Origin of the sequence: Bacillus sp. RC240 (assembly GCF_044907945.1) — a bacterium.
GTDB lineage: Bacteria > Bacillota > Bacilli > Bacillales > Bacillaceae_G > Bacillus_A > Bacillus_A mycoides.
Genome location: NZ_JBIYCT010000013.1, coordinates 43,397 through 62,685 on the forward strand (window position 1 = coordinate 43,397; position 19,289 = coordinate 62,685).

The 19,289-nt window shown below is 32.8% G+C and carries 19 protein-coding genes and 1 pseudogene; 3 read left to right on the forward strand and 17 right to left on the reverse strand.

What is annotated here, in order from left to right; all coding sequences use genetic code 11:
* Positions 1–11: 11 nt before the first annotated feature.
* Positions 12–701: a DUF7003 family protein gene (locus tag ABH955_RS26255; protein WP_404457706.1), complete on the reverse strand. Its 690-nt coding sequence runs from the start codon at positions 699–701 to the stop codon at positions 12–14.
* 66 nt (positions 702–767) lie between these two features.
* Here ABH955_RS26255 and ABH955_RS26260 point away from each other — a divergent pair, with 66 nt between their 5' ends.
* The gene (locus ABH955_RS26260; RefSeq protein WP_404457709.1) at positions 768–1,679 is read left to right on the forward strand and encodes an Rpn family recombination-promoting nuclease/putative transposase; all 912 of its coding nucleotides are present in this window, start codon (positions 768–770) and stop codon (positions 1,677–1,679) included.
* A 39-nt stretch (positions 1,680–1,718) separates the two neighbouring features.
* Here ABH955_RS26260 and ABH955_RS26265 read toward each other — a convergent pair whose 3' ends face one another.
* From ABH955_RS26265 to ABH955_RS26275, 3 genes and pseudogenes are all read right to left on the reverse strand, one after another.
* Positions 1,719–2,483, reverse strand: coding sequence for a hypothetical protein (locus ABH955_RS26265; RefSeq protein WP_404491838.1), 765 nt, complete (start codon positions 2,481–2,483; stop codon positions 1,719–1,721).
* Positions 2,484–2,535: 52 nt separating this feature from the next.
* On the reverse strand, positions 2,536–2,745 hold the full coding sequence (locus ABH955_RS26270; RefSeq protein ID WP_002015775.1) for a hypothetical protein: 210 nt from the start codon (positions 2,743–2,745) through the stop codon (positions 2,536–2,538).
* A 166-nt stretch (positions 2,746–2,911) separates the two neighbouring features.
* A pseudogene (locus ABH955_RS26275) lies at positions 2,912–3,082 on the reverse strand (FtsX-like permease family protein); the annotation flags it as partial.
* Between the two features lie 373 nt (positions 3,083–3,455).
* On the opposite strand from ABH955_RS26275, the gene ABH955_RS26280 reads away from it, so the two are divergent.
* Positions 3,456–3,635, forward strand: a complete 180-nt coding sequence (locus ABH955_RS26280; protein WP_002015777.1) for a cold-inducible protein YdjO-related protein — start codon at positions 3,456–3,458, stop codon at positions 3,633–3,635.
* 198 nt (positions 3,636–3,833) lie between these two features.
* Here ABH955_RS26280 and ABH955_RS26285 read toward each other — a convergent pair whose 3' ends face one another.
* From ABH955_RS26285 to ABH955_RS26335, 11 genes are all read right to left on the reverse strand, one after another.
* Complete coding sequence (locus ABH955_RS26285; protein WP_404491839.1) at positions 3,834–5,681, reverse strand: FtsX-like permease family protein; 1,848 nt, start codon at positions 5,679–5,681, stop codon at positions 3,834–3,836.
* A gap of 15 nt (positions 5,682–5,696) precedes the next feature.
* Positions 5,697–6,458, reverse strand: coding sequence for an ABC transporter ATP-binding protein (locus ABH955_RS26290; RefSeq protein WP_002143529.1), 762 nt, complete (start codon positions 6,456–6,458; stop codon positions 5,697–5,699).
* A 210-nt stretch (positions 6,459–6,668) separates the two neighbouring features.
* Positions 6,669–7,325 (reverse strand): YkyA family protein, encoded by a 657-nt coding sequence (locus ABH955_RS26295; RefSeq protein WP_113938185.1) that lies wholly within the window; start codon positions 7,323–7,325, stop codon positions 6,669–6,671.
* A gap of 17 nt (positions 7,326–7,342) precedes the next feature.
* On the reverse strand, positions 7,343–8,164 hold the full coding sequence (locus tag ABH955_RS26300) for a peptidoglycan-N-acetylglucosamine deacetylase (protein WP_113938186.1): 822 nt from the start codon (positions 8,162–8,164) through the stop codon (positions 7,343–7,345).
* A gap of 77 nt (positions 8,165–8,241) precedes the next feature.
* Positions 8,242–10,104 carry an FtsX-like permease family protein gene (locus ABH955_RS26305; RefSeq protein ID WP_404491841.1) on the reverse strand — a complete coding sequence of 621 codons (1,863 nt, stop codon included), beginning with the start codon at positions 10,102–10,104 and terminating at the stop codon, positions 8,242–8,244.
* A 663-nt stretch (positions 10,105–10,767) separates the two neighbouring features.
* Positions 10,768–11,529: a rod shape-determining protein MreC gene (gene mreC, locus ABH955_RS26310; RefSeq protein WP_003192006.1), complete on the reverse strand. Its 762-nt coding sequence runs from the start codon at positions 11,527–11,529 to the stop codon at positions 10,768–10,770.
* Between the two features lie 200 nt (positions 11,530–11,729).
* Positions 11,730–12,095, reverse strand: a complete 366-nt coding sequence (locus tag ABH955_RS26315) for a YxeA family protein (RefSeq protein WP_003192005.1) — start codon at positions 12,093–12,095, stop codon at positions 11,730–11,732.
* A 112-nt stretch (positions 12,096–12,207) separates the two neighbouring features.
* Positions 12,208–13,716, reverse strand: coding sequence for a sensor histidine kinase (locus tag ABH955_RS26320; protein WP_113938188.1), 1,509 nt, complete (start codon positions 13,714–13,716; stop codon positions 12,208–12,210).
* Complete coding sequence (locus tag ABH955_RS26325) at positions 13,700–14,401, reverse strand: response regulator transcription factor (RefSeq protein ID WP_113938189.1); 702 nt, start codon at positions 14,399–14,401, stop codon at positions 13,700–13,702. The genes ABH955_RS26320 and ABH955_RS26325 overlap by 17 nt, the downstream gene beginning before the upstream one ends.
* A gap of 28 nt (positions 14,402–14,429) precedes the next feature.
* Positions 14,430–15,044 carry a DedA family protein gene (locus tag ABH955_RS26330; RefSeq protein WP_404491842.1) on the reverse strand — a complete coding sequence of 205 codons (615 nt, stop codon included), beginning with the start codon at positions 15,042–15,044 and terminating at the stop codon, positions 14,430–14,432.
* Positions 15,044–15,622 (reverse strand): class I SAM-dependent methyltransferase, encoded by a 579-nt coding sequence (locus ABH955_RS26335; protein WP_002129619.1) that lies wholly within the window; start codon positions 15,620–15,622, stop codon positions 15,044–15,046. Before ABH955_RS26335 ends, ABH955_RS26330 begins: the two co-directional genes overlap by 1 nt.
* Before the next feature lie 308 nt (positions 15,623–15,930).
* On the opposite strand from ABH955_RS26335, the gene ABH955_RS26340 reads away from it, so the two are divergent.
* On the forward strand, positions 15,931–16,389 hold the full coding sequence (locus ABH955_RS26340; protein WP_001064712.1) for a hypothetical protein: 459 nt from the start codon (positions 15,931–15,933) through the stop codon (positions 16,387–16,389).
* Positions 16,390–16,454: 65 nt separating this feature from the next.
* On the opposite strand, the gene ABH955_RS26345 is transcribed toward ABH955_RS26340, so the two are convergent.
* Both ABH955_RS26345 and ABH955_RS26350 read right to left on the reverse strand, forming a co-directional pair.
* Positions 16,455–18,404: an ABC transporter permease gene (locus ABH955_RS26345; RefSeq protein ID WP_404491843.1), complete on the reverse strand. Its 1,950-nt coding sequence runs from the start codon at positions 18,402–18,404 to the stop codon at positions 16,455–16,457.
* The gene (locus ABH955_RS26350) at positions 18,391–19,161 is read right to left on the reverse strand and encodes an ABC transporter ATP-binding protein (protein WP_000859658.1); all 771 of its coding nucleotides are present in this window, start codon (positions 19,159–19,161) and stop codon (positions 18,391–18,393) included. Before ABH955_RS26350 ends, ABH955_RS26345 begins: the two co-directional genes overlap by 14 nt.
* Positions 19,162–19,289: the final 128 nt, after the last annotated feature.

Here is a 19,289-nt window from a genome sequence, read left to right on the forward strand (position 1 = left end):
CTCTTTAATTTTTAATATAAATTTTCGTAATCAAACTCCACCCAATTTTTCCAGTGCGTATTAGCATCCTTATCTACAATAACACTTGAATCTTGCTTCTCTATCGCTGCAGCTACTGATTGGAAGAATTCATTTTCACTTACTTTCTCTTCTTCAACATGTTGCCACTCTTCCGTTTCATAAGCTACTTCCCAATCACCTTTTAAACCCAACTCTTCTAAAATTTCTTCTTTATCCCACCATAATAACTTTCTAGCTTCTTCATTAGTAGCAAGCATACGCAGGAAATATGTTGGATAAGACTCTTTCGTTTTCACTTCTATTCCATTATTCGCATAATCTTCTTCTGTAAATTGATATTCAAAATGATGATCGCGAATTTTGAAACTACCGTTATGAATATCCGGTATAAATTCACCTTTATTATCAAATAATTCATAATCTCCATCTTTTACTTGCAAAATACCGTCATCACCAATTGAATGATTCATTCTATTGCCATATACTTGAATATCATTAAATACACCTAATGAACCTACACCGACAATTTGAAACACCATTAACCAATCCTTAGTATCTTTAAAGAAAAGAGAAAATTTCACTTGCGAAATATCCATATATTCATTATCAAAGGCAGGAAATTCATAGTTACTTTGCTTTCTATCTAATAGCTTCAAAATAGCAGAAGGGTCTGTTTGCATGACCTAGTTCTTTTTAGGTACAATGAGGGAAAGAGGCAACCTGATATACAAGGGAGAGGAAAAGCTGTGTTCAACCAACAGTTAGTTAATTTACGCATTGATTTTGCATTTAAACAATTGTTTGGTACGAATGGTAGTGAAGATATTCTAATTGCATTTTTAAATGCCATGTTACAAGATTCTTTAGAATCACCCATCGCTTCTCTACAACTAGAAGATCCGCATTTACACCGGGAACACGCAAATGATAAATTATCAATTCTAGACATTTCAGCTACGTTAAACACAGGGACAAAAGTAAATGTCGAAATACAGCTCAATAATAATCACGATATGATGAAACGCAGTTTATATTATTGGGGAAAATTATACACATCTCAATTACAAAAAGGCATGCCATACAGTGCACTTCGTAAAACCATCACCATTAATTTATTGAACTTCATAATGTTTTTAGATCACAAAGAATTTCATACAATGGGCACATTATGGAATACACAACAACAGAAACTACTAAGTGATGACATAGAAATTCACATTGTAGAAATCCCAAAGTTAACAGAACAATGGCATGAAGAAAAAGTAAATCCATGGAAAGATCCATTTGTTCGTTGGCTTTTATTACTTTCAGCAAATGAGGATGAACACTTAACTAAAACATTGGAGGATATTGCTATGAACCAAGATCCTATTTTACAAAAAGCGATAAATAAATGGGAACGTATGAGTCAAGATTCTTCTTTTCGCCAAGCCTATGAAGCGAGGGAAAAGGTTTTAATGGATGAGGCTGCAAAATTTGCCCACGCAGAGAAAGAAGGAATGAAAAGAGGCATAGAAAAGGGGATGGAAAAAGGGATTCAACAAGGAAAAATACAAATGATTAAAGGTATGTATGAACTTGGTATCCCTCTTGAAACGATTTCTCAAGCAAGCAAATTAAGTGTACATGAAGTTGAACGCATGTTAAGACATAAATAATAATGAAAAAGAGCTTGAATGGTTTCAAGCTCTTTTTCATCAACTTTCCTCAATTCTTTCAATCTTCCAAACTAAATTAGCTGGCTCATTTTTCTCTAAAAAGGTTAACATCCATATATTTTTCCCTTTGTCGTTCATCAACATCACTTTATGGTTTAACTTCCAAGCCACGTCACTAACATGATTAAACATTTTATACATGTCTTCTTCTCTAATAAGTTTGTCTTTTCTAATTAACCTTCTAGTTCTATACTCCCTTATTTCTAAGTAAATATCAGCATAAGCCACTTCATGCTGACAAATTATACTACATACATATTTTTTATTTGGACTACTCTTCTTTATATATGCAAGTTCATTTTTATAATCCAAATCCAGTATCTGATTGTATGCTTTTTCTAACGCCTCTATATCCCAATCATATTTCACAGCTAAATTCTTCATTTCAGAGTGTACAATACGAAGAGCTAATTCTTTTTTCTCTCGCTCTAATAAATACGAAAAATCCTTTTCACTCCCATACTCTACAAAAGCATTCATATATTCAGGGAAAATTCGATATTTCTTCTCCCACTGATTTAATAATGAAATATCATCCACACAGTAAATCAAAATACCTTTTTCATAGTCTGTTCTTAGCTTTGGCATATCTCGCTCGTATAAAGAAGTAATACAGCTCGTTTCTTGTAAAAAAGATATCTCTTCCTCATAATTGCTTGAGGATGTTAATTGTAATACTTCTAGGCTACTTATATTCTCTTTTCTTTTTAGAAAACTTAATTGGATATCTCTTATAATTGGCATTTACTCTCTCCTTCTTAACGCTACGACTATATAATTAATTCTCTAGTACCAACTAATTAATTTCAACCCAGCCCATTCCCATAGAGAGAAATAAAAGCCCCACTACAAAAAAGAGCGCACCAATTAAAAAGTAGAACGGTGCTCCGTGCAGCGGATCACTAAATAGCTCTAGAATATTTTGTGCCACTACTGTCCATTTATCTTTCTTTGAATCTTTTTCTTTTATTTCTTTTACAAATCTATAAATGCTTAGGCCAATCAAAATGATGCCTATTAATAGGCATCCTACTATAATTAAAATCCCAAATTATAACACTCCATTTAAATACCATTGTCATACACACTTCATTTTAACTAATAAAAAAGCGAAAGAGAACATAATTCCCACTATGTTTCCTTTCGTTTCACGAGAAATTTCATCACTATTTTTATTCCTTAACAATCCGAAAATAAGAACGAACCGTTAAGAAATAATAGCCAATATACATGGTGCCATACAGACCAATACTAATTAATAACGGGACTGCAATTTCATACGGAAGTACTGCCGATAAGCCTTTTAGCACAAATAAACTATGTGAAACTCTAACTACTAATGGATATATTCCTCAATTACTCATATTAAATCTATTTTAATTCAGTTCTCTTAAAATTTTTTTTGATAGTATACTCATTTTCCTTTATAGTTCTTTAGGCTTATCTTAATTGAAATAAGAGAAGAAAAAGAGGTAGAAACATGCGGAGAAGGTTGACGGCATACACCGTGTCAAATTGAATTATTACTAAGGCGTTCAACGATGATTTATAATCCTGAGCTTGTATAATCGCTATTTCGCTATACTTTAACAATTACTAACCTTCGCATTTTTTAAAAAATACAGTATAATGAATAAATAAAAGGTTGTTAACAAAAAACGTTAACAACCTTTTTTGTTTTTTCCGAAAAACTTTTCAAATTAAAGAAGCGATCACATGTATTGGAGAAAAAATGATAAACCTGTAGAAGAACCAGAAGCAATTGCTGTGTGGGAATGCGAAGCAGACGACTGCCTTGGATGGATGCGTAAAAACTTTTCTTTAGAAGATAAGCCACAATGCCCGTTGTGTAAAGGCGACATGAAAAGCGGCGAACGATTACTACAGAAGTTATAATACCTTTCCCTCTTTATCTTTTATATACTGAAAAAATAGAGGATTTTGTTTCTCCTTATCTACAGTACAAGTTGCTTCCTAATTACAAATAATGAAAAAAGCTGCTTTTTTGAATTTATAACTTCTTCATCACTATAAATTCCATATAATATTCCCCTAAATTTAGCTCGATTCATCATCCCCCTTATTCACTACACACTACACTTCTTTCGGAAGAACAATTTTTTTATACAATTGAACTGTAATGAAATAATAAAACACATAAATGACTAAGAAAATAATAATCGGCAGCCAAATACGGAAATATGGATTATCTATTAAGAACGAGAACATGTTCATTCCGACTAATACGTGCGTTATACCTACGATCGCTGGGAATAAGAAAATGAAAAATAACTCTTTATAAATTGATTTCGTTAATAGCTCATAACGTACACCAATTTTACGAAGCATTTGATAGCGAATAATATCTTTTGAAGCACCAGAAAGAATTTTAAACATTAAACAACTTGCCAACATCGCTAAGAAAGCTATGCCTAAGAAAAAACCCATAAATACTGTTCCACTGTAAGTACTGTAATATCCTTCATACAGCATATATTTACTCAAAAGATGTACTTCTTTCATATCTTTATATTTAGCTAGCTCTAATTCATCAATTTTTTTCCATTCTTCTTTATACGTTATAAAATTGTCCGTTTTCCCCAGTATTATAATTTCTTCTTTACCTTGTATCCCATCATACATCTTTTGATCTACAATTTTTATCTTTTGACTAGGATTCATATATGTCTTTTGAAGAGACCGTAAAACATTTCCCCATTCTTCTGGAATTACATTGGTATTATTCTCATTTTTTTCTTGGCTATGACTTAAAACGGATCCCGCAATTAGTTCCCTCGAAACAGGAATGAATCGGCTACTATTCTTGTCATTTCCAGTACGTGTTAGCGGACGCTTTCTTTCCAAATCTTCTTTCAATTGATAAATAAACTGCTCATCTACTTTGTATCGATATTCATTCTTTTCTTTAAATGTAATACTATCTAGTATTTTCTTTTCTTCTGCTGTGGGATTTTTAATTTCGACATCATAGTATTCTGCACTCTCCACTATATTTGTAACATTATTTTTTAACGCCATACCACTGGAGATTGCACCCGCACCAAGAGCAACTAACATCGTCACTGTTGCTAATACTTTCGTTAAGCTATTAATAGAAAAACTTAACTGAGCAAACGTAAACACATTGATTCCTTTTTCACTACGATTTTTATTCGCTTTTAGTTTATTAATAATAATGGGAAGGAATGATGCAAATAGCATGTAAGTTCCTAATGTTACTGTAATTGTTGCAATGATAAATCCTGATTCCTTTAGCTCCTTCATATAAATCATCGAAACATAGCCAACTGCTAATAAAATAATTGATAAAAGTGCTACTATACTTGTTAGTTTCCCTTTAATAAACGTACGCTCTGTTTGACTATTGGAGTGAACGAGTTGTAATGGCGAATTACGCACTAGTTTCATACCATTCATAATTGCGGACAACATAAATAATGCAATGAAAAAGATGAAAGTAACAACGATTGATGGTACATAAAATGCATGATAACCACCGCCAGTAAATTCCAGCTCCTTCATCAGTAAATGTCCAACACCTTGTGCCAAGATTATACCGACTATCACACCTACTATAAGAGATACTATTCCTAATACAATTGTTTCAATAAACATGAGCAATGTAATTTTATGCTTTTTTGCCCCTAATACCATATACATACCAAATTCTTTTTGCCGAAGTGATAATAAAAATGAATTGGCGTATAAAATATAAAATAATGTAATAAATCCTAATAAAAATGAGCCCGTTTGAAAGACGGAAAAAATCCCATCCATAGAATTCCCTTCAATAAACGTTTTATTTAACGCTAACGTTTGAAACATATAAAAAATTGAAATAGACATAATAAGCCCAACTAATAAGACCATATAGTCTTTTCGTTTACTTTTTATTCCCGACATGGAAAGTTTGAATAACATGTTGAACCTTCTTTCTTATGCTTTTTGTGTGCCTAAATCCGCAAGCACATCTAAAATTTCTTTATAAAACTCATCACGCGTACCTCTGCGATGAATTTCTTTATACAGTTCTCCGTCTTGGATGAATAAAATACGTCGGCAGTAACTCGCACTAAATGGATCATGTGTAACCATCATAATCGAAACATCCTGTTCTTCATTTAAGTTGGTCATCGACTCTAATAAACTTTTCGCATTTTTAGAATCAAGCGCTCCTGTTGGCTCATCTCCTAAAATAATGGCTGGCTCATGTACAAGTGCACGGGCCGCTGCCGAACGTTGTTTTTGTCCACCAGATACTTCGGACGGATATTTTTGAAGAATCTCTGAAATCCCTAACATTTCTGCTACCTTTTTCACCTTTGATTCAATTCTTTTCGAATGAACGCCTTGCAGAGAAAGCGGTAATGCAATGTTTTCATAGATTGATAAATTTTCAAGTAAGTTAAAATCTTGAAAGATAAACCCTAGTGTCTCTGAGCGAAAATCAGATAATTCTCCCTGCTTCATTTTCGTAATATCTATTCCAGCAATTTCAACAATTCCACCTGTTGCCTTATCTAATGTAGAAATTACATTCAATAATGTTGTTTTTCCTGAACCAGATGGTCCCATAATTCCAACGAATTCACCCTCTTGAATTGAGAACGATACATTCTTTAGTGCATGTGATTGACTCTCATCTTTTTTACCGTATACCTTTTGTACATTCTTTACCTCTACAACTGATGCTTTCATATATATCCTCCTACACTTCTTTTTCCTATCTTTTATTTTCCCTACATATTTTCCGAGCACTTCTTAACCCATTTCTAAGTATAGATAGCATTTCTTAATAAATAGCAGCGGATATTCTTAACATTTCTTTAAGAATATGAAAAAGCCCCAAGGCTAGTAGCTTGGGACTTTTGATTTCTCTATTCTATTTTGGAGTAAGAAATAAAGTATTTATTTCTCCTCTTTCATCTTAATTTTCGCTTGTTTATAAAAATCTAATTTCTCTTTGTTATATTCTTGTGTATATCTATTAAATTTCTCTTTTTCTCGTTGAATGTCCTCATTCATTTGATTTACACCTTTAATCTTTTCACTAACCTTTTTTAAGTTCGTTTCTTTTTCACCTAAGCTTTTATATAATTCTCTTTCAGATTTCATTAATTTTTGATACGAATCATTTATCTTACTAAAAGATGCATAACGCTTTTTATAAATATCCTGTATGTTTTTCGCTTGTTTCTGAAGAGCTACATCTTCCATTTTATCTATAGTTTTATGAACTGATTTTACTTCTTCTTGTGCTTTTCCAAAAGCTTCTTTTTCTTTGTTCCATACTTTTTCACGTTCATCAATACTTTTTGTAGCTTGCTCTAACTTCGGCATAATTGCTTGGTTACTATCTTTACCATCATTTATAATTTGATTGTATAACTCTTGACCTTCTTTTTCTAAAACCTCTAGTTTTTTCACATCTTCAGAAACCGTCTTTTCTTGCTTCGTTGCATTTTCAAATGCAACGAACAATTCTGCTTCTGGCTTCGTGCCAAAACACCCTGTCAATAAGCTTATAGATATAATTCCCGTAATCGCTAACGCTTTATAAGTCAATGTCAATTCCCCCTATGTTACATACGTTTATCATGCATAAAGTTCAATGGGAAATGATCATCTTCATGATATGCTTCAAATTCATACCCTTTTTCTTTTAAACCTTTAATAATAGCAGGTACTGCTGCAACGGACTGCGGATGAATGTCATGCATCAAAATCACTTCTTTTTGATCTGTCGCACCAGCCAGTACATTTTGAACAATTTTTGCTGTTGCCGTATTTATCGGCATCCCACTGTATTCCCAATCTAATGAATCAATTGTCCAATCCCATACTTTAAGACCATTTTCTACAACTTTATTACGAAGCTCTTCGTGTAACCCAGGCTTCGAACCATATGGCGGACGTGTGAGTTTTGGTGCATGTCCAAGAATACTAGCAATTAAACTTTGATCCTCTTTCATTTCATCAACATAGCCACCCTGGGCATATAATTTCTTGTTATTGTGCGTCATACTATGCATTCCCACATAGTGTCCTTCTACTTCTTCTCGCTTTACTAAATCAGGATACGATTTTACATTTTGACCAATTAGAAAAAATGTTGCTTTCGCATCATTTTCCTTTAATATATCTAGCAACTGTGCCGTATACTTTCCTGGACCGTCATCAAAGGTAAGATAGGCAATTTTTCTAGTTTGACCATTAAATTGCGTTGGTGCTACCTTATTCATCTCCACTTTTATTTGTTCATTTGCATATTGAACTGGATTCTCTTGATTTGCTATCGCTTTTGCAGGTGAGGTTATCGATTGAAATACAAAAAAAGCTCCTCCCATTACAACTGTAGCTACTGTCATTACAACTATGTTTTTTACCTTTAACAAATTCCCCATTCTATTAATTCCTTTCTACATTCCTTACGTATTAATAAAACATTAATCTAGCTTTTCAAGTCTTCCTCTTTAACTATTTATCTTTCCTTTGGAAGAACAATCCTCTTATATAATTGTACAGTGATTAAATAGTAGACTATATAAATCCCCAGGAATATACTAATCGGCATCCAGATGTTCACATATGGATTCACAAAAAATTTAACAAATGTAAATATATTCATTCCTACCAAAACATGAATGAGACCCAATATTGCTGGAAATAGAAATACGATACCTAATTCTTTATACATAGATTTTATAAGTAATTCTTTACGCACCCCAATTTTCCGAAGCATCTCATACCGCCCTATATCTTTCGTAGCCCCAGAAAGGATTTTAAACATTAAACAACTTGCCATCATAGCTAAAAAAGCAAGACCTAAAAAGAATCCCATAAAGGAAGTTCCTTTTGAAAAGGCGAGCATAGATTCATAATCACCATAGTTCGTTGGTAAATATACGTCTTCCTTAGACCTATTAGTAGCAACAGCTATTTTTTCAATTTGACGATTATCCATCTCTTTTAACTCTGTTTTATACTGTAAAATATTATCTACTTTAGCAATAAAAAACGTATGCTCATTCCCTTGAATTGTTTCATAACGGTTTTTATCGACAATATAGACAGGCTTACGATCATATACAGTAATATTCGACCTAAAATCACTATCCACAATCTTGTCCCAGTTCATCGGTAACGTAGAACTAGATGGATCAACTTCCTCTCCCTTAAACATCCTATAAATCGAAGATGGAAGTTGTTCAGAAATATGTGTTGTCTCTTTCTTTCTGAATAGTAGTGGAGGATTCTCTAATAATTCCTCTTTTAAATAATAAACAGCCTCATTATCAACTTTATATTTATACTGTTTTTTATCTATAATTTTCATTTTTTCCATAGCTTTATAATCCGTTGCTTCTGGATCATGAATTGTAATATCATACCCTGGCATTTTTTCTGCTGTAAGGATTACATTTTTCTGTAAAGACATGCCACCGGCCATTGCCCCCACGCCTAGTCCAATTAGCATCGTTACCGTTCCTAATATTTTCGCCAAACTACTTACACGGAACTGCAATTGTGCAAATGTAAATGCACTTAATTTCTTTTCGTTTAAATAGCGCGTTTTTTTTAATCTATTAACAAACGTGGGTAAAAGAGAAATAAATATAAGATATGTTCCCAATGTAATTGTGAATAATGGGAGTAAAATGGCACCAGCACCTTTTATTCCTACAAAGATTACGAAATAATATCCTACACTTAGTCCTAATAAACTACATAAAGTTAACGCCATTGTGACAGGACCCTTTTTTCGTATCTGCTCCGCCTTTTGCTCTGTACGAATTAAATCTAATTCTGTTTTAAGTGTTATTCGAATTGCATTCACAACAGATGTAAGCAGAAACAATGCACTGAAGAATATAAATGTTATTTTGAATGTAGGACCATAAAAAGCTTGATAACCTTCAGCTGATATTTCCAATTGTTTTGTTAAAAACCCACTTATGAAATTAGAAAGAATAGCTCCGAATACACTACCTAATACTAGTGAAATCATTCCCATGGCTAACGTCTCAAAAAATAAGAGTTGGCTGATTTTACTCTTTTTTGCTCCTAATACAAGATACATGCCAAGTTCTTTCCGCCGGAGTGAGAGGAGAAATGAGTTTGCATAAAAAATATAAAAGAAGGTAATAAACGCCACCAAAATAGATCCTATTTGAAATACAAATACAATTGAACCAATAATGCTGTTATTCATTGTAAATTCTTTATTTAACGCAAGCGTTTGAAACATATAAAATATAGAAATTGAGATTACAAGACCTATTAGTAAAACGATGTAATCCTTTATCATTTTTTTCATACTGGAAATAGAAAGTTTTAATAACATACTCTATGCCCACGCTTCTCTACAGTATGGTGTACTACATTCACCTTTTTACTATGCACTTTTTGCACAACGTTCTCATCAAATATTAAATTTTTCATATTGCCTCCTGTCATATGGCCAGTGTTGCGATTATGCTATTTTTATAGACACTAACTATCATTTTATCTTTTCTTTACAAACAGCAATATTGATTCCCCTTACATTATCCTTACATTTTTGTAATGTATATTTCTAATGAAATTATAATATACGAATTAAATGTTTTATAACCCAATTCATATACCATTACTTTGTTCTCACGAAGATGGCGTCAATAACGTTTTCGAAGAGCCATTATTCTCGCGCTCAAATAATGCATTTACAAATATAAATTCGAAGGATATTGTATAGGTTTTCTAGCCTACTGGAGAGGTTATATAAATAATTAATATTAAAAATGGACAAAAAAAGACCCACTGTAATACTTAATAACTTTGCACTTATCATCAGTTTACCTCTTCATTATAATTGTCCGAGATAAAGATAAAATAAAAACGATATAAAGATATAACTACATATTATTAAATTTAGTACCATTTTATTTTCCCTTATCCCTCTTACTCTTTACTTTACATTAATTCTCTTCGTTTCTAATTCACCTCTCATAGACACTATATAAAACTATTATTTAGGTTCTATTAAAATTACATCTTCTAAATCATATAGATTTGCCTTTGGTTTTGCATAAATAATATAAGCAAGACCATATTGATCTGGTTCTTGCTCTATCACCTCTGCTACTTCAAGACCGGGTGGTATTTTCTGACTTAATTCAGAGGTAATAACGCTATCACCTATTTTTATTTCTTTCGCTTTATCTGATGGAATATTATCAATTCGAAGGGCTTGTTTTTTCTTATCGTACCCTGTAACAAATCCTAAAATAGATGAATCATTTTGGAAGGTGATTGCTAAACGATTTGTTCGTTCATCTTTCGTAATTAATTTCACAACAGATGTATATTGATCTACACTCTCTACCTTTCCGATAAAACCGTTCACTGTAATAACAGCCATATCAGCCTTTACACCATGTTGTGAACCTCTATCGAGAGTAATTTCTCTATACCACTCTTCTGCTACACGGGTTACTACTGTAGCTTGAATGAAATTATATTTTCCCTGTTCCTTTAATTCTTTCGTTTTGTTGATAATTTTAGTAAGGCTTTCTTTCTCCTCACTTAACATTTGCACTTTACTCTTTAACGATTCTTGATGTTCAATTTTCCCTTTCAATACCTGATTCTCTTTATATACTTTATAGATGTCTTCTATATTATGAACAATATTTTGGACATGCTTATTATTTGTACATACATACACCATCAATAAAGCCAAAAGAATAATTGAAAGAAATAATAATATTTTCTTCTTAGAAACCTGCATAATTATCCTGCTACTCCTTACTATTTTTTATCTACATACTATAGAATACTAGTCATTGTACACAGAAGAAATGCAGTTTGGATAAAGTTCAGATAAACTTTATCTTCTTTATAAAAAATTTAGAAATTATCATATACTGCCACTATATTCGAAGCTTGATCGTTACTTTATCCATGGAATGCAACTTATAATTTCTATAACTAATTATGTTTTATTTGTACTTTCTCTTTTACTTTATTAGGTATTTCATCTACTTGTACTTCCTCCCATTTCATACCATAACTTCCTTTAGATCTAATCTTTAAATATGACCCTATTCTTAAATGTTTTGAAGCAGTCATCGCGATCTTTTGCTCTTGACCGGATTCATTATATCCTTTGAATTTATATTGCCATCTACCAAAACCATCTTTCTTAGCCTCAAATTTACCATCATTGTCTACAACAGCATAATAAACATCTTCTTTAATAAATGGATTGAGTTGATCTACAATCGGTCCACCTTTCCCGATAAGTAATGTAACTCCAACTATAATCAATACGATAAACACACTTATTTTTTTCATGAAACTTTCTATTCTCCTCTTCTCAGATACTTCCCCTTAAAGGACTTCCTCTAAATCAATCGCGGCGCTATTACTTATTAAAATGTAACCAAATTTCCTAATGCTCTTCTAATTAAATTGGCAATAAGATAATAAATTGAATAACCCCATTTTCATATTCTGCTCGAATTTCTCCTTTGTGCAATTCAACAATGCTTTTTGCAATTGCAAGCCCCAAACCTGAACCTTCTACAGCTCTACTTCTTGATTGATCTTTTTTATAAAAACGCTCAAACAAATTCTCTAATTCTTTTTTTGTAAATTCTTCACTATGATTCGCTATAGAAATTTTGATATGCTGTTCTTCTCTTTGAAGTAAAACTCGAATTTCTGCTTTATCTATACTGTATTTAATTGCATTTATTAAAAGATTTTCAAACACACGTACCATTTTTTCTGAGTCCACAACAGCATATATACGATCTTCCTGAAATTCTTTCACAAAAGAAAGATTATGCTCCTCCGCTTGTGGTACTAGCTCTTCTATTAACTGATCAAGTAGTTCATTCATACACACTTCTTGTGAATCTAACGCCTTATTTTCATCTGTTAGTTTTGTATACTCAAACAAATCCTCTATTAACATCTTCAACTGCTCTGATTTTGAGAAAGCAATTTTTATATACTCATCATGCTGTTCTTTATTTTCATATTTTGCATCACCTAGTAAACGTAAATACCCCATAATAGAAGTAAGTGGTGTTCTTAAATCATGTGATACATTTGTAATCAATTCACTTTTTTGTTTCTCTATTTGTTTTTCCTTTTCTATATTAGCCAAAAGCTTTTCTGCCATTTGATTAATATTTGAAGTTAATAACCCTATTTCATCTTGACCTGCCTGTTTGATTTTATATTGTAAGTTACCTTTCGAAAATTCCCTTACTCCTTCTGCCATCGCTTCAATCTGATTCATCTTCCTTTTCGTTATATAAAAGAAAGATAGTATAAACGTGATAAAACCTAGTAAAGATGGAAATGGGCTATTATCATTCACGATATACTTCACATTTCCTTGTGGTATACCACTTGCAATGATATACATATTTTTCGTATTAACAGTAACCGGATAAAAGGTTGTAAACTCCTTACGCTTTTGTTCAGTTCCATCTTGAATTAAATTTTGCGCCTCTACATATCGTACTTGATCCATTTTAAAATCCATCACATTACGCATCGTCTCATGAAGATTGATTTGTTCTTCCGGCGCTCCCTTTGTTTTATAAACGACTTTCCCATTCTCATCTATTATTAAAATTTTCAGTTGATTTTGATGATTCGATTGATCAAGCAGTTCTTGTATATTAATTTCCTTACCTTCCTCTGTTATACTTCCAACAAGCCATTGTGTCTGTCCATCAATGGCTTCCATACCTGATGCATAATCAATGATAGAAATTTTATTCGCATCCTCGAAAAAGGAAGATGAAGACCATCCTACTAATACACCGAGTAACGTACAGAAAGTAAATGTAGCAATTAGCTGTATCCGTATACTTTTTTCCAAATAACTCACTGTTTTACCTATCATTTTTTTAAAAATTTGATTCATCCATATTATCGGTTCAAATATCTTTCTCAATCTTGTAGCCAACTCCCCATACTGTTTTAATATAACGAGGCTTTCTTGGAATCGCCTCTATCTTTTCGCGTATTTTCCGAATATGTACCATCACGGTATTATCGGATTGGAAAGCTTGTTCTTTCCATACTCTTTCATAAATTTGCGCTGCATTTAATACCATTCCTTGATTTCGTGCGAACAATTCTAATACCTCAAACTCTCTCGGTGTCAATTTCACTTCTTCATTTGCAATAATGACCTGACGCGTTACTATATTTATCTTTATATCTCCAACTTCAAATACACTTTCATCTTTTACGCTTGTCCCGCTCATTTTCATATATCTCCGAAGTTGTGATTTAATCCGAGCAATGAGTTCCAGCGGATTAAATGGTTTTGCTACGTAATCATCTGCCCCAGTTGTTAACCCTAAAATCTTGTCCATATCTTGCGTTTTTGCCGACAGCATAATAATAGGCATTTCCGCTATTTCTCTCACTTTCATACACATATGAATGCCATCTATTTTCGGCATCATAATATCAAGTACAATTAGATGCACGTCTCTTTTCTTTACTATTTCTAACCCCTCTTCACCATCTACAGCTTGTAATACTTCGTATCCTTCATTCTTTAAATAGATAGCGATAAGTTTTCTAATTTCCTTCTCATCGTCCACGATTAGTATCGTTCCTTTACTCACAAAATCTCCTCCAGCATCATTTACCAAACTAAGAATGTTGCTTTATTTCACTCACTACTGCATTCTTCTTATGCATATACACATAAGAAATACTACAAACTACAATAACGATGCCACCAAAATATATACCGTACTCGGTCGCAAGGGTTACTATCACTTCTATATGCTTTCCAAATATAGAACCTAGTACAAAATAAACTAACGTCCAGACAAATCCTGTTACATATGAATAAATCGCATATGTCTTAAAAGACATGTTATTCATTCCTACTAAATACGGTACGATATGCCTCACAACAGGTATAAAATAACTTATAACTAATGCATAATGACCATATTTCCCTATCATCTCTTGCGATTTTAGAAGATACTTCATCTTTTTCTTTTTCATCAATTTATTAAGCACTTTTATGCCAAAGATTTTCCCGAGTATATACCCTAAAGAAAGGCCGGATACAAAGCCTAAATACGTTAATAAAAAGGCGGGAATCAAATTCAATATACCCATCGATGATACAAATCCACCACTCATTACAATCATTTCATCTGGAATCGGCATACCGATAATACCAAGCCATAAACAAAAAAATAGTGCCCAATAACCATACTGCTCAATGTATGACATTAATTCATGTAGCTCCATTATGCATATGCTCCCCTTAGCTCTTTTTTACAGCTAAAGACGTAAGCTGGTGGGAAATTGAACCACACTTTTTCTAGTGTAATTTCAGGGAAGAAATGCTGTATAAATCCTTTTTTCACAAGTGAATATTGGAATGTAATAAATTCTCCATTCTCATGTATCGTTTCCATTACACTGTTTAAAATGCGCTTTGAAACCTCTTCTGGTAAAGAAGTGAAAGGCAATCCCGATAAGACGTAATCAATACATTCTATATTCAATTGTTCCATATACTTCTTTATATTTTCCGCTGAGCCGTGTATAACAATCACGTTCTGCTCATCTTTAAATTTTCTCTTTAACTCTTTGAAAAATACTTCATTAATTTCAATAAGAAGAAATATTGTCTCCTTCTTCTTTCTCTTTATAATTTCTTTCGTAAAGGCTCCTGTACCAGGCCCTAGCTCTACAATGCATTTCGCTCTATTAAAATCAATTACATCTACCATTTTCTTTGCTAATATCTTTGAACTTGGCGCAATCGCACCAGTATGTTTCGGATGTTTAATAAATTCATTTAAGAATGTTATGAGCTGCATATACTCTCTCTCCATTCGTTCAATAGTTTTTAACTTGTGTTTAAGTATAACTATCGTTTCTTAACAAATATTGAGGAGATTTCTTAAGATTTTATGAAGATGAAGGAAATCTTCATCTTTACTATAAACAAACATAAAAAATTGAATTCCAAAGATAAGCGAATCAAACATATACAAATAAGTCAGCTTGTTTATTTACCATGAATGATCATGTTCCTACTCCGATTTTGTATAGCGAAGTTACTATTTTTATGTTAGAATCCTCTAAGATATTTGAAATTAGTATAGAAATCATTTTTGGAGGCTTTATGAATAATCAAAACGATAATAAATCAAATGCATTATTTGCAGCTATACAAATAGTGCTACCACTTTTATTACCTATTCTTGTCCCTACATTTTTAATAGTGGGAATGAAAAAGTGGATGCCCGATGAAGTTAAGTATCCAAGCATAATATCATTGTTCGCATTATGTATGGGATTTTTCATAGTAGGAATTCTCTTCTCTATTGTTTTACGTTTATGTAAATTATCTGAGGAAAAATTAAAGGAATTAGGATTTTTAGGATTTACACTTTCGGCTGTTAGCACATTTCTAAGTTTTTATGTAGGTTACTTTTGGTTGGCAGACCTTAACTTCACATCAGTTGAATTATCACCTCATGCCGTATTAATTTTCGCTATTCTATGTACCTTGCTATTGGAAGGTATTTTTAAAGTAATGGACATGTTTGATAGTTCGGACGAAAATAAAGCTCACGTATAGACAAAAAAGCATTCGACTAACATGTTAGTCGGATGCTTTTTTACTAAGATAAAACAACTCTTTCATTACTTCGCGCTCACAATCTTATAATAAGAGCGAACTGTTAAGAAGTAATATCCGATATAAATAACGCTGTATACTCCGATACTAATTAGAAGCGGAATCATAATTTCAAATGGTAGTATGTTCCCTAAACCTTTTAATGCAAACAAACTGTGTAGAATTCCGATTACTAGTGGAATTGCAAAGATAAAGCTCACTTGTTTTGCAATAGCTTTTTTCATTTCTTGTTTCGTTACACCGACTTTATGAAGGACAACGTAACGCTCACGATCTGCACTTGCTTCTGTTAGCTGTTTGAAGTAAATAATAGAACCTGTTGCTAGTAAGAATACAAGTCCTAAGAACATTCCGATGAACATCATTAGTCCAGTTGCTTCAAGTCCCATATGGAAACCAGTATAGAAGTCTCTAAATGGTGGTGCCATTTCTGATTCACTAGCTGGCATCACTTTTGTTAATTTTTCTGTTAATACTTTACTGTTTCTTTCATCTTTTACATCAATATTTTTTACAACACGTGTTCCAAATGCTTGCTTCGCCTGTTCATACATTTCATCTGAAACGACAACAACTAATTCACCTAAGTTCGTAATTGCATTATTATTTGCACCTTGGATCGTCAATGTCTTCGTTTCATTTCCAATTTGGAATACCGCTTTATTTCCTTTATATTCAGGGCTAAACTCATACCCTTCAATATAAGAACTATCATATATAAATGCTTCGCCAGTAGCTATATTCACTGTTTCCGCATCGATTTTTTTCGCAAGTTTGTTGAATTCAGATTGAGATATAAATTGATATTTCTCTGAGATACTGTAGTTCATATTAAAGATGAAATCGACTTTAGCTCCTTCAAACTTTCCTTTTACAGGAACCATCTCAACTTCAAATTGATCTTTTACAGGGTGATTCTCTTTCTCTTCAGCAAAAATCGCATTTACTTTCTTATCTAGTTCTGCATCTTTCTTCTCATAAGAGTAGCTGTATGGTGCAACTGCTTTTGATTGTGTAAATGTGTTGTAATACATCGTAACTGACGTACCAACCGCCGTTAATGTTACTGCACTTAAAATAGAAATTGTCGCAAGTGACTTTGCATTTCCTTTAATACGATATAGTAACTGTGACGTCGTTATCATATTCATACCGTTATAAAACGATGATTTATTATTTCTTGCACGTTTCAATACGAATACTGTAAAGAACATAAATAGTAAATACGTACCTAATACTGTCGCAAGTAATATATAAAGTGCGACTGCCATAAAGTTTGCATACATAACTGCCTTCATAAACATTAACGCTAAGAAATAACCTGAGCCGATTAAGAAAACTGAAATTAACGCCATAATTACGGATCCTTTTGGCATTGCTTCTCCTTCACGCTCTGCGCGGAAAAGTTCAATTAACTTAAAGCGATAAATTAAACGATACCCTTGAAGTGATGTATATAAAATAATCACAAAGAAAATAATTGCTGTATCAATAATCGCAGCCATCGGTACTTCAAAATGAACATTTAAGTTTAATCCCATCATACTTACTAGTAGTTCAAGGAATAGTTTCGAAAGGACGCTACCGATCGCAATCCCGATAATTAAAGACATTAATCCCATTAACATATTTTCATAAAAGAGCATTTTACCGATCTGTCTTTTTCGGATACCAAGTAACGAATATAGCCCAACTTCTTTTTTACGTTTTCTTGTAAAGAAACCGTTCGAATATATAATAAACACTGCTACGAAAATGATTAGCATTATACTGGAAACTTGGAATGCACCGCTAATCTTTTTTGATGCTTCCGCTGCTTTTTCCATTTGTGAATTATATTGCAGTGCTTTAAATGTAAAGTAAATTACGATACTAAATATCATAGATGCAAAATATACAAAGTAGTCTTTAAAGTTCCGCTGTATGTTGCGGAGGGCAATGCTAGATAAGGTCATCAGCCATACCTCCAGAAATGGAAGACATTACGTCAACGACTTTTTGGAAGAACTGTTTACGTGTTAATTCACCACGGTGTAATTCTTTATATAACTCACCATCTTTAATGAAAATAACTCGTTTACAATAACTAGCCGCAAACGCATCATGCGTTACCATTAAAATTGTAGAATTATCATATTCATTTAACGACTTCATACTTTCTAATAAATCTGTCGCTGATTTAGAATCAAGTGCTCCAGTCGGCTCGTCCCCAAATATCATACTAGGACTTGTAACGATCGCACGCGATGCTGCGCAGCGCTGCTTCTGTCCACCAGATACTTGGTATGGGAACTGGCTTAAAATATGATCAATACCGAATTTCTTTGAGATTTCAAGAACGCGGCGATCAATCTCACTCGCTTTCACCTTCGATAATGCAAGAGGTAACGCAATATTCTCTTTCACCGTTAACGTATCTAATAAGTTATAATCTTGGAAGATGAAACCTAAATGATCACGGCGGAACAACGCCAGCTTATCATCATTCATCTTCACGATATCTTTTCCATCAATTAAAATCTCACCGTTCGTCGCATTATCAATTGTAGAAAGAACATTTAAAAGAGTCGTCTTACCCGAACCAGAAGGCCCCATAATTCCAACGAACTCCCCTTCTTTTACTTGTAAGTTAATACCTTTTAAAGCTGCAAATTTATTCCCACCTGTGTCATATACTTTTTCAATATTTTTTGCTTCTAACACTGTTTTCATCTCGACATCCCTCATTTCTTCTATTCTCTATTTTCAACTATATATACTCTCTACTCTTGCCACTATCGATGTTTCTTACACAAACATGACAGTTATGTAAGGCACATAAGTAAAGACATCAGAATTTA